Annotated in this window: 11 protein-coding genes; 5 read left to right on the forward strand and 6 right to left on the reverse strand. The window is 35.5% G+C overall.

Going from position 1 to position 12159, the window contains the following annotated elements:
• Window positions 1-22: 22 nt before the first annotated feature.
• Together CKK03_RS10710 and CKK03_RS10715 are read right to left on the reverse strand one after the other, a co-directional pair.
• Window positions 23-1525, reverse strand: coding sequence for an extracellular solute-binding protein (locus tag CKK03_RS10710; RefSeq protein WP_099362566.1), 1503 nt, complete (start codon window positions 1523-1525; stop codon window positions 23-25).
• Between the two features lie 241 nt (window positions 1526-1766).
• Complete coding sequence (locus CKK03_RS10715) at window positions 1767-2636, reverse strand: AraC family transcriptional regulator (protein ID WP_099362567.1); 870 nt, start codon at window positions 2634-2636, stop codon at window positions 1767-1769.
• Window positions 2637-2886: 250 nt separating this feature from the next.
• Here CKK03_RS10715 and CKK03_RS10720 point away from each other — a divergent pair, with 250 nt between their 5' ends.
• From CKK03_RS10720 to CKK03_RS10735, 4 genes are read left to right on the forward strand one after another with little or no spacing between them, the layout of a single operon-like run.
• Window positions 2887-3927, forward strand: coding sequence for a LacI family DNA-binding transcriptional regulator (locus CKK03_RS10720; RefSeq protein WP_099362568.1), 1041 nt, complete (start codon window positions 2887-2889; stop codon window positions 3925-3927).
• A gap of 54 nt (window positions 3928-3981) precedes the next feature.
• Complete coding sequence (locus CKK03_RS10725) at window positions 3982-4812, forward strand: amidohydrolase family protein (RefSeq protein ID WP_099362569.1); 831 nt, start codon at window positions 3982-3984, stop codon at window positions 4810-4812.
• A 12-nt stretch (window positions 4813-4824) separates the two neighbouring features.
• Complete coding sequence (locus tag CKK03_RS10730; protein ID WP_099362570.1) at window positions 4825-5781, forward strand: aldo/keto reductase; 957 nt, start codon at window positions 4825-4827, stop codon at window positions 5779-5781.
• A 34-nt stretch (window positions 5782-5815) separates the two neighbouring features.
• Window positions 5816-6166: a zinc-binding dehydrogenase gene (locus CKK03_RS10735; RefSeq protein WP_281254493.1), complete on the forward strand. Its 351-nt coding sequence runs from the start codon at window positions 5816-5818 to the stop codon at window positions 6164-6166.
• A 51-nt stretch (window positions 6167-6217) separates the two neighbouring features.
• On the opposite strand, the gene yhbH is transcribed toward CKK03_RS10735, so the two are convergent.
• Window positions 6218-7399 (reverse strand): sporulation protein YhbH, encoded by a 1182-nt coding sequence (yhbH, locus tag CKK03_RS10740; protein WP_099362572.1) that lies wholly within the window; start codon window positions 7397-7399, stop codon window positions 6218-6220.
• Between the two features lie 353 nt (window positions 7400-7752).
• Between yhbH and CKK03_RS23690 the strand changes: the two genes are divergently transcribed.
• Window positions 7753-7905 carry a hypothetical protein gene (locus CKK03_RS23690; RefSeq protein WP_180271225.1) on the forward strand — a complete coding sequence of 51 codons (153 nt, stop codon included), beginning with the start codon at window positions 7753-7755 and terminating at the stop codon, window positions 7903-7905.
• Between the two features lie 167 nt (window positions 7906-8072).
• On the opposite strand, the gene CKK03_RS10745 is transcribed toward CKK03_RS23690, so the two are convergent.
• The 3 genes from CKK03_RS10745 to CKK03_RS10755 form a co-directional block, all read right to left on the reverse strand.
• Window positions 8073-9968 (reverse strand): PrkA family serine protein kinase, encoded by a 1896-nt coding sequence (locus CKK03_RS10745; RefSeq protein WP_099362573.1) that lies wholly within the window; start codon window positions 9966-9968, stop codon window positions 8073-8075.
• A 491-nt stretch (window positions 9969-10459) separates the two neighbouring features.
• Complete coding sequence (gene trmL / locus CKK03_RS10750) at window positions 10460-10933, reverse strand: tRNA (uridine(34)/cytosine(34)/5-carboxymethylaminomethyluridine(34)-2'-O)-methyltransferase TrmL (RefSeq protein ID WP_425432855.1); 474 nt, start codon at window positions 10931-10933, stop codon at window positions 10460-10462.
• Between the two features lie 284 nt (window positions 10934-11217).
• On the reverse strand, window positions 11218-12102 hold the full coding sequence (locus CKK03_RS10755; RefSeq protein WP_099362575.1) for an amidase domain-containing protein: 885 nt from the start codon (window positions 12100-12102) through the stop codon (window positions 11218-11220).
• Between the last annotated feature and the right edge of the window lie 57 nt (window positions 12103-12159).

The raw sequence follows: 12159 nt of genomic DNA on the forward strand, positions 1-12159 counted from the left end.
GTTATAATTATTCTTCAATTCTTTACTTCTTTGAATAAGCGTCATTAAATTCCTTAATTACTTTTTCTCCGCCCTCTTCTTTCCATTTTTCAATTGCGGCGTCAAAACCTGTTTCATCGAGTTGTCCGATCATATATTTATAGGTTGCATCTTCGATAATTTGATCTAGCCTTCCGCCATCACTGAAATAAGTTTCTGATTGCAGTGTATAGGATGGATCCTCGATTAAATACTTATCATTATCCACGTATAACTCGTCGGCTTTGGCTCTCGGCTCATAATCATAGTATCCTTCATATCGTCCATTTGTTGCCGACTCTCCTATCTCGAAAGCCGAATATGGTTTTACCTCTCTACTGAACAGATCGTCGTCGATCGTTCTTGCTTTACCATCAACTACTTCATAGTGCTCTCCTTCGATTCCCCAAATAATTAAATTTGCCCCTTCTGTCGTCATTAAGTAATCTATGAATCCCAAAACTTTTCTTAATTCATCCTCAGTCTTAATGGCAGATTTCGGAAATAGAACTAGACTCCCGAAACCTGGATTTGAAAATACTCCATACTTACCATCTGGACCTTCAATATAATTATGAACATCAAATTCTACATCAGGGTTCAAGTCCTTGGCATTGCTATACATACTAAGAACATCACCCATTGTTCCTATATAGACACCACCTGTACCATTAACCATCATGTTCACTTGGTCATTTTTACTAGTAACTGGGAAATCTTGATTCATATAACCATTCTCATGAATTTTTCTTATATAATTCATTGTCTCTTTGTATTCAGGAAACATAAATTCTGGTAACAATTTTCCGTCCTTTTCACCCCATCTATTTGGAGTACCAAACCATGAAGAGATATTTTTAAATGAACCACCTGTCAACGTTGTCCGATCAACAAGTCCTAAAGTATCATCTTTGCCATTTCCATCAGGGTCCTCTACTGTAAACGATTTAACCATTTCGTAAAACTCATCCGTATTTGTTGGAGCTGAGAGACCAAGTTTATCTGCCCAGTCTTTGCGATAAATAATACCCGCTCTCGAGCGAGGTCTACCCATATATACTGTATACAGTTTGCCTTCAACCAGTTGGTTAGCTAATATATCATCATTAAGCTTGCTCAAATTTTCAAACTCATCTAAATAAGGACCTATTTCCCAAAATTGGCCATCTTGAATCGCTTCTTTAAATTGTATAAATGTATTAGTACCAGTAGGAACGATTTGTGGAAGTGAGCCGGTTGCAAAACCATTGGTAACTTGGTCATCATAGCTTGATGCAGGAATCCAGGTTACATCTAGACTTACTCCTGTTGCCTTCTCAAGTTTTTCTTCAATTTTAGTATTGGGAACTTCTGGTGTGTGCAATGGAACCATCACCGAAATTTCATATGGTTTATCATTATTTTGATTATTTGAAGCCTTTTCACTTGAATTCGATTTGTTGCAAGCACTCAAAAGACTTAGCATAACAATTGTTACAACTAATAAAACAAAACGATGTTGTTTCATAATAGCCCCCTATAATAATTGTAGTGAGAATGGAAAACTATGCTTTTATTAATTAAAACTGCCCATTCAATCTAAAACACCGATATTCATAACTCCACCTTCCTTTCAATTAATCTCTTAATTCAATTTTATCAGGTCTAATTTTACATATTTTGTTGTAATCGCTTTTTTTATTAACATATAAATTTCTGCTAAATAAAAAGCTACTAAAAAATGGAGTACCACTTCTTTAGTAGCTTTTTTATATATTTTTATATTTCTTTTTTTCCTGCAGAGAGTCTACCCTAAACTGAGTTGGAGACTTTCCAATTTCTTTTTTAAAGACCCTACAAAAATGAACATGATTAGAAAATCCAATTTTTATTGCAATGTCATGTATCTTAAGATTTGTTTCAAGTAGTAATCGCTTCGCTTCATTTACTCGGACAACATTTACATACTGAACGATTGTACAACCGGTAACGTTACGGAATAGATGACAAAGATAATGCTCACTTACATAGAACTTTTGAGATAGCCACGACAATGACATGCTTTTGTTAAATTGATCATGAATATATTTAATAATTGAGGATACCAAATCACTTTCTGTACTTTCCTTCCCAATAGTCACATGTTTCCTTTGTTTTTCGTAAAGTCGTTTACTTGCAATGAGAAATTGTATAAGTAGTGATTGAATATATAGAGTGGAATCTTGTTGGTCATTGTTAGAATACTCAAATTGAATTCCTTTTAATAATTCAACAAATAGTTGTCGCTGTTGAATGGGTACATTAAGTATTGTTGGTCCGTTTTCAAATAAGAGCTGTATTAGATAATAAGTTTCAGCTGATATAAATGATTTTTGAAAATTAAGTACAAAACGTTTATGGGGAGAATCATTTGCTGCACAAGTTTTGTGAAGAACATTTCTATTAATAAAGACTAAACTATTGTCATGAACATGGTACTCTTCGTTGCCAATGATAAATTTCCGTTGTCCTTCAAGCTGAAAATATATCTCATAATCATTATGTATATGATCCAATATCATACTAGTAGGTGCTCCTTTATTTTCATAATGAATATAAAAAGAACGATCCCGATGAGTGATACATATATTTTTAGCCAAAATAGATCCTCCCTCGTAGATATAATTTTTATAAATTAAAATCACAAAATAATTAATTTAAGTAGTGTGATTCCTTCGATTATTGTGATATTATTTAGTTCGAAAGAATGTTATCGATAACAAAATCCTAACATCAGATTACAGAATTGTCTAGCTTTTCAGAAATATTTTAGAGAAATTTGTTTAACCGCTTTCTTTTCATTTTTACACTTATTATTATCGAAAAATTTGATAAGGGGGGGGGAGATTTTTGGCTACTATATACGAAGTCGCTAAAAGGGCAAATGTTTCAGCCATGACTGTCTCCAGAGTAATAAATAATCATAAATCAATAAGAGCCGAAACACGGGATCGCGTATTTAAAGCGATCAAAGAATTAGATTATATTCCAAACAGTACAGCGAGAAGTCTAATCTCAAAGGATTCAAAACTCTTAGGTTTAATAATAACTGATATTACCAACCCTTTTTTCACTAATATTTCTAGAGGTGCTGAGGATAAAGCTAGTGAAAAAGGATACCAAGTGGTATTTAGTAATTCTGATGAAAATCTTGAGAAAGAGAGTGCATATATTCGCTCAGTTATTTCACGAGGAATTGACGGACTTCTTTATGCACCAACAAACGATTTCTCAAAAAGCAATGTAGAAACCTTAAAAAAACATAATATTCCTTTTGTATTAGTAGACCGTGAGATAGAAGGAATTGATGAAGATTTAGTTATTGGTGATAATAAACAATCCATATATTGTTTAATGGATTATTTAGTAAAATTGGGCCACTCAAAAATTGCGTTCGTTTCGGGACCAGTCAGTATTTCGAATACTAGAGAAAGAGAAAAAGCATATCTAAATTATATTAAGGAAAATAACTTATTTCACGAGACTTCATGGAGCTATTTCACATCATTAACAAATATTAACGTTGATGAGTTTTTGCAATTGTTTATACACTTTTCTATTCCTGAAAGACCCACAGCCATAATAGCGACAAATAACTTTATTTCTATTGAACTCATTAAAGGGCTAAATAAACATGGATTTAGTGTACCTGAAAATGTTTCTATTGTATCTTTTGATGATCCTAGCCCACTGCCGCTTCATAAATCTCTATTAACACTTATTAAACAACCGGCTTACGATATTGGCTATTTGGGTATGGAACTTTTAATTCAAAAGATTGAAGGAAAGGAATGCAAGAAAAAGAAAAAAATCGTCCTCCCTACAAACTTACTCATAGGCGAATCTACAACTACAGCTAAAGATGGTAATTCCAACATTAAAAGTGGGTAACTTACTTTGACTGATTTGATAATAAATACAAATGATAGGGAGGTTCATTTTCTCATGAGGATAGATGCTCACCAACACTATTGGAAGATATCTAGAGATGATTATGGTTGGATTAAACCGGATAATCACCTTATGTATCGTGATTATTACCCATCAGATCTTCTTCCTCACTTAACACATCACAATATAAATAAAACGGTATTAATACAAGCAGCTCCTACATATGATGAATCCATATTTTTACTTCAACTTAGTAATAATGTTGAGACAGTAGCGGCTGTTGTTACATGGCTGGAACTAAATGATCCAAAATTCAAAGAACAGTTAGAAGTTTACAAAAAATATCGTAAATTTGCAGGTATACGTGTCATGATTCAAGATATGACCGATGAAACCATAATTTTAAGCGAACGATATGTCAATGCTTTTAAATACTTGGAGAAAATCAATTTACCAGTAGATTTATTAGTCACTCACAATCAGTTAGATACACTGAATTTGTTATTGAAAAAAGTACCTAACCTCAGGGGGGGCATAGACCATATAGGGAAGCCTGATATAGCCAACAAATCCTATGAAGCATGGTTCAATAGTATGGATAAGTTATCAAACTATCGAAACCTTTTTTGTAAAACATCTGGGATGATAACCGAAGCTTCAACTAATTGGAAAATGATAGACTTCAAACGGTATTTAAGTGCTGTTTTAGAACTTTTTGGTACCGATAGATTAATGTTTGGAAGTGATTGGCCTGTTTGTTTATTGTCAGGTACATATGATGAAGCAATTGAAGTTGTTCGAACAAATTTAGGTGATCAATTAAACAGTTTAGAGTTAGAAAAACTTTTCGGGAGAAATGCCAGCAGGTTTTATAAATTAGAATAGTGGGTGGGGTCTATGAAATATCGTAAGTTAGGAAATACTGGTATGTCAGTGTCATCTCTTAGTTTTGGAGCTTCCTCATTAGGATCCGTGTATAGAGAAGTAAGTGAAAGTGAAGGTATTAATACTGTTAGAACAGCAGTAGAGCATGGAATCAATTATATTGATGTATCCCCATACTATGGTCTAACCAAAGCAGAGACAGTATTAGGAAAAGCAATACAAGAGTTAAATAGAGACGACATTATACTGTCTTCTAAAGCAGGAAGGTATGGAAGTGAAGAATTTGACTTTTCCTATGGACGAATTATTAAGAGTGTCGAAGAAAGTTTACAAAGACTTCATACCGATTACTTGGATATATTATTTTTGCATGACATTGAATTTGGTAATTACACACAAATTCTTGAGGAATCTATTCCAGCCTTACAAGATTTAAAAAAAGAAGGAAAAATAAGATTCTACGGAGTATCTGCCTTACCTTTACCAACCTTCACAAAAATATTGGATGACGTGTCATTAGATGTAATCCTTTCCTATTGTCATTATTCATTAAATGATACATCATTGTTAGATTTAGTGCCTATGTTGAAGAAGAAAGGTGTTGGATTAGTGAATGCATCTCCCCTATCCATGGGGTTACTGCATGACGGTCCTATAGCCGAGTGGCATCCTGCTGATAAAGAAATTATTAAGGTTTGTAAAGAAACCGCAGTTTATTGTAAAGAACAAGGAGTAGACCTGGCTAAACTTGCGATTCAATTTTCAACTTCCAACAATAATATTTCTACAACTTTAGTAAGTACTGCCAGTGTAAAAAATATTATCAAGAATATTAATTGGCTAAAGGAACCTATTAATCTGAAGTTACTAGAAGAAGTTCGCAACAGATTATCTCCAATACATAATCGTACTTGGCCAAGTGGAAATAAAGAATATCACCAATTCATTTCAAAAATAGGCGGTGAATAAACTTGAAACAAATTAAATGTATTAAACCAGGCCAATTACAGGCAGTAATATGACTGATATAGTTATAGATGCTACTGAAAATAAAGGTTCATTGGAACAATCATTGGAGTATATTTCCTTTGGTGGGAAAGTGGTTTATGTTGGGCTGGTCAAAGATACAATTCATTTTCACAACCCGGATTTTCATAAAAGAGAAACTATATTAATGGGCAGCAGAAATGCAACGATGGAAGATTTTCAAATGGTTTATAACCTTTTGAGGAAACGGAAGTTTGACATGCAAAAGTTTATAACTAATAGGTCATTATTCGCAAATATGATAAAAGATTTTACTGGGTGGACAAATCCTAATTCTGCTATTATAAAAGCCATGGTAGAAGTATGAGGTTCAGAAAAATTAAAAAACCAAAAAGCCAGCGTCTCAGCTGGCTTTTTTCTATGCATACGCCTTATTTTCTTCTTCATTCTTAAAAAAGCTCTTCATCGCATGAAATACGTCTGCTTTTTGTTTTAAAATATAGTACCTAAATCGTTCATCCTCAATGTTTTTATAGGCTGACATAAGGGTCGAATGACGGTTATACTGGTTTACCTCCCCATAGCCAAACATATTAGAAACCTTCATTAACTCGCTCACTAACTTCACACATCTTGCATTATCTGAGGTTAAATTATCTCCGTCTGAGAAATGAAATGGATAAATATTATAACGTGCCGCTGGATACTTATCATCAATTACTTCTAATGCTTTGCGGTACACTGATGAACAAATTGTACCCCCACTTTCACCTTTTGAAAAAAAGTCCTCTTCAGACACAACTTTGGCTTCCGTATGGTGGGCAATAAATTCGATTTCCACCGTTTCATATTTTGTACGCAGGAATCGAGTCATCCAGAAGAAGAAGCTTCTTGCCATATACTTCTCCCAAATTCCCATTGAACCACTCGTATCCATCATCGCAAGCACTACTGCCTTTGAATCTGGTTTTACAATCTCATTCCATGTTTTAAACTTCAAATCCTCCCGATAAATCGGATGGAAGCTAGGCTTCCCTGCCATCGCATTTCGTTTGTATGCCGACATCATTGTCCGTTTCTTATCAATATTGCCCATTAAACCGGTTCGACGAATATCATTAAATTCAATATTTTCTACAATGTTTTGATCCTGTTCTTTCCGCTTAAGATTTGGCAGCTCTAATTCCTTAAATAGGGCTTCCTCAAGCTCCATTAGAGAAACTTCCGCCTCATAATAATCTTCACCGGCTTGATCACCTGCACCTTGCCCTTTTCCAGGGCCTGCTTTTCCTGCACTTTGTCCGGACCCATCTCTTGCAATAACGTCACCAACCTGGCTATCTCCATTCCCTTGGCCAACATGTTTATTTTTATCATAGTTGTAACGGATTTTATATTCGTCTAAGGAACGAATAGGAATTTTAACAACATCTTTTCCGTTTGACATAATTATACTTTCTTCCGTTATCAAATCAGGTAAATTATTCTTAATAGCATCCTGTACCTTATCTTGGTGTCTTGTTTGATCATCATGGCCTTTGCGATGGAGGGACCAATCTTCTTGGGAAATGACAAAGTTCTTTGAATTACTTTTCGACATAATCTTTCCCCTCCTAAAATTTTTTTATTAAACCATTCACATTTTTACCTTGACCTTCATACATTATCTTGACGGTTTGTGAAAGAACTTCGTTAAACGAAAAACTGTATTAAACAAAAGCTGTTTGAAATAAAAAAGAGACCAGCTTCTACCTACTCTTTAGCAAAAATTAACCAATAGTAGATTACTCTATACTATGCAAGAACATTGATTTATTGACAAAAATTTTCGTGAATTAGGCGATTAGTCTTAAAAATAGACAAGTTCCTGCTGTTTATTACAAACAGACTCCATCACTATTATTCATAAATGGACAAGTTTCATCTTTCTAAGTGCGATGAAGGAGATTACAAGTGGATTCCTTACTTGAATTGCTCTTCAAAAGCGCAATGAAGGGGATTAACGGTCGATTTCAGCTCGGATTCCTCTTCATGAGCGCGATGAAGGGGATTACAAGTGAATTCCTTGCTCGGGTTCCTCTTCACAAGCAGGATGAACGGGATTAACGATCGGTTTTCTCGCTCGAATTCCTCTTCATAAGCCCGATGAAGGGGATTACACGTGGATTCCTTACTCTGGTTCCTTTTCATAAGTACAACCGAATAGATCCGTCCGATTTGAAAAACAAGGGATTAGACCATCAAGCTGGCCTAACCCCTATTTTCTTTCTAGATTATCGGTTCAATAAGCTTCCTACGTAACGTAGCAGTTCATTCGCGGATGTTGAATTATAACCGTGCTCATCAATTAATCTTGCCACAACCTCATTGACCTTCTTCAGCTGTTGCTCATCTGGTGTTTTTGTAGAAGTAGTGATTTTCACGACGTCTTTCAGGTCCGCAAATAATTTCTTTTGAATTGCCTCACGAAGACGTTCATGTGACTTGTAATCAAATCTTCTTCCTTTACGGGCATATGCTGAGATACGAATAAGGATTTCCTCTCTGAATGCCTTCTTTGCATTTTCAGAGATTCCAATTTGCTCCTCAATCGAACGCATAAGCTTCTCATCTGGATTCATTTCTTCCCCTGTTAAAGGATCGCGAAGTTTGTTTTTATTACAGTATGCTTCAACATTATCTAGATAGTTATCCATTAATGTCTTCGCAGACTCTTCATATGAATAAACAAACGCCTTTTGAACCTCTTTCTTCGCAATATCGTCATACTCACGTCTCGCAATTGAGATGAAATTCAAATAGCGCTCACGGTCTTCATTCGAAATGGATGGATGGTGTTCAAGGCCATCCTTTAAGGAACGCAATACATCCAATGCATTAATGGATGGGTTTTCTTTTCGAATAATCGTGGATGATATCCGGTTAATTACATAACGCGGGTCAATACCACTCATTCCCTCATCCTGATATTCCTTTTTGAGCTCCTCCACATCAATTGCATTGAAGCCTTCCACACTTTCCCCATCATACAATCTCATCTTTTTAATAATATCGATATCGCCTTTTTTAGGGGCCTTTAATCTAGTTAAAATCGTAAACATTGCTGCCACTCTAAAGGTATGTGGAGCAATATGAACATCGCGCACATCGCTTTCCTTAATCATCTTTGCATATATACGCTCTTCCTCAGAAACACGTAAATTATATGGAACCGGCATAACAATGATACGTGAATGTAGCGCTTCATTTTTCTTATTCGCAATAAAGGAACGATATTCTGTTTCGTTCGTGTGTGCGACGATCAGCTCATCCGCTGAAATTAAAGCAAATCTTCCTGCTTTAAAATTACCTTCTTGCGTTAAGGAGAGTAAGTGCCAGAGGAATTTTTCATCACACTTTAGCATTTCTTGGAATTCCATCATTCCACGGTTCGCTTTGTTTAATTCTCCATCGAAGCGATAGGCACGTGGGTCTGATTCTGAACCAAACTCAGCAATTGTTGAAAAATCAATACTTCCAGTTAAATCAGCAATATCCTGAGATTTTGGATCTGAAGGACTAAAGGTTCCAATTCCTACACGCTTATCCTCGGACAAGAATATTCGCTCAACTCTAACATCCTCAATTCTGCCTCCGTACTCTTCCTGCAATCTCATCATATTTAGTGGCGATAAATTACCTTCAATCCGAACCCCGTACTCATCGAAGAAGTCCTCTCTTAAATGATGGGGAATAAGGTGCAGTGGGTCTTCATGCATCGGGCAGCCTTTGATTGCATAAACCGCGCCTCTTTCAGTATGTGAGTATGTTTCTAATCCTCTTTTTAACATGGAAACCAATGTTGATTTACCACCGCTAACAGGACCCATCAATAATAAAATTCGCTTACGAACATCAAGTCGTTTTGCTGCTGGATGAAAATATTCTTCGACTAGTCGCTCAAGTGCTTCCTCTAAACCAAATAGTTGGTGGTCGAAGAACTTATATTTACGTTTTCCATTTTCCTCTTCAATCCCGGCGTCTTTAATCATATTATAAACTCTGGAATGAGCAGACTGAGCAACCCATGGCTTTTCCTTTAGTAGTTCTAAATAATCAGCGAAGGTTCCTTCCCACTTCAAACGTTGTTCCTCTTCACGAAATTGTTCTATCTTTTTTAAGATATCCATTAATTAGGGGCCTCCTCCATCTTTGTTGTCTCTTGCACGGTTTAATAAAATGTATGCGAGGATGTCCTTTAACATGCTTTAATCTTACAAAATTCAACATGTCCTATTCTGAATTATAAGAAAAATTCCCCTAGTATTCTTGATTGGACAAAATGAAAATAATTTAGAAAAAATAAGGGGATACAATGTAAAAGGAGTTTATAAAGTTTATGTGCCTGTTTTTAAAAGGTTCGAAAATGTTTACAATTTGTCCATAGATAACATTCACACAAAATTGAATTTAGGTTATAATACACCTAGGAATCTTTTTTGAAGGTTATTTTTGAGCTTCATACATAAAGGAGGAAAAACACATGAAATTATTGTTAATTTTAGGTGTTATTGTTACATTTTTAGCAGCTATCTTTACGGGTGGGTATGAAGATAAGCCAAGCGTAAACAAAAAATAATAAAAAAATGACCTCTGCCAATGGGTAGAGGTCGTTTTTGTTTTACGTTAGTCCAGGATAATTTTGTTGTCTTAAAGCTTCGTATACTAAAATAGCTGCGGTATTAGATAAATTTAAAGAGCGGACATTTTCTGTCATTGGTAGTCGGAGAGCCCGTTCTTTATTTTTTTCGATGAGTTCCTTAGGTAGCCCAGTAGTTTCTTTTCCAAATAAAAAGAAATGATCCTTTTGTAAATCACTATAATCAAAGGATGAATATGCTTTCTGTCCAAACTTTGTAATAAAATAAAATTTTCCATCCTGGTATTTTTCAAAAAGCTCCTCTAAAGAATCGTAATAAAGAATCTTTACAAACTCCCAATAATCTAAACCAGCACGCTTAAGCATTTTGTCCTCGGTTGAAAATCCCATGGGCCGAATTAAATGCAAAGTTGTCCCTGTTGCTGCACATGTACGCGCGATATTCCCTGTATTTGCAGGAATCTCTGGTTGGTATAATACGACGTGTAGTCCCACTTTCATTCACCTCAATCGTTATTATACCAAAAAGAAATCAAATACGCCTTGGCGTATTTGCGCCCGATTTTTAGGCCCACACGATGTGGGTCATAAAGACGTTGCCACAGGAAGTGGCGTTCTTAGTCTTTGAACTTACTGCTCGAAAAATTTCCTTTGAAAAATCGTGGCATCCGCCGGAGGCTGTAACTTTATTCAGCCACGATTTGAACCCCACATAAATAGTATATCTTATTTTCTTGATTCCACACGGACAGTTAAGGGGCTTCTACTGAATAAAGTTATTAGTTATTTATGATATGAAAAAACTTATATTTAATATTCGGTGTATAGGCTGTTGAATCATAATAGGACCAATACCTCATCCGACTGTTTTGCGACTGGGCATTAACAAGTGGATAACCTTCAATATCCTTCGCCACGACAATCGTATTATGATTAAAACGCCCATCTCCTTCAAAGTCATAGCAAATGATATCACCCAATAAAAGCTGCTTTGGCGAGGATACTTCTTTTGCTTGAAGACCTTTTTGTGATCCACTTAAATACCATCTCAAGGCATTCGCAACAGTCCAACTATAACTCCAATTATTATTTTGCATCCACCAACCTTTACTGCGATTTGGATATCCATACATCGGTGAGCCCCCAGCACGGAGACATTGCGAAATAAAATTCGTACAATTATCTTCAAACTTTTTGTATTTTGGGTTGTAATCATTCCACCAACGCTCCGCGTATTGAACCGCTGCAAGACGGTTATATTTAAAATCCCGATCGTCTTCTTCTTGGTTTTCACGATCCATCGCTTCATGATGGGTGTCTTTTTCTTTTGGAACCTCTTCATCACTGATTAATTTATTTAATGTAAATACAGCCCTTCTTTCTTCACATTGCTCCTCGACGTACAGATTTTTATTCTGACGAATTAAATATTGGTAATGAACAAGATAATTAAGATGGACCTTTCCATCCACCTCATTTTTACTAATGATCTGGCCGTTTGAATTGCATTTAACGATTTCAGCTGAACGTTTATCAAGAAGCTCTTTTTTCCTCTGAATAAACTCAAGGTCCTTTACTGGCAAACTTATAGAAGGAACACTTCGTTGATTTCCAACTAGTAATTGAGCTTTAGCCTCAATTACTTTTGCTAAGGTCGATTTCAACTACCAACACCACCTTCAGGTTGTGATATTACACAATATGAAAGAATTCGTGAAAAT

Origin of the sequence: Fredinandcohnia onubensis, assembly GCF_002734215.1 — a bacterium.
Classification (GTDB): domain Bacteria; phylum Bacillota; class Bacilli; order Bacillales; family Bacillaceae_L; genus Ferdinandcohnia; species Ferdinandcohnia onubensis.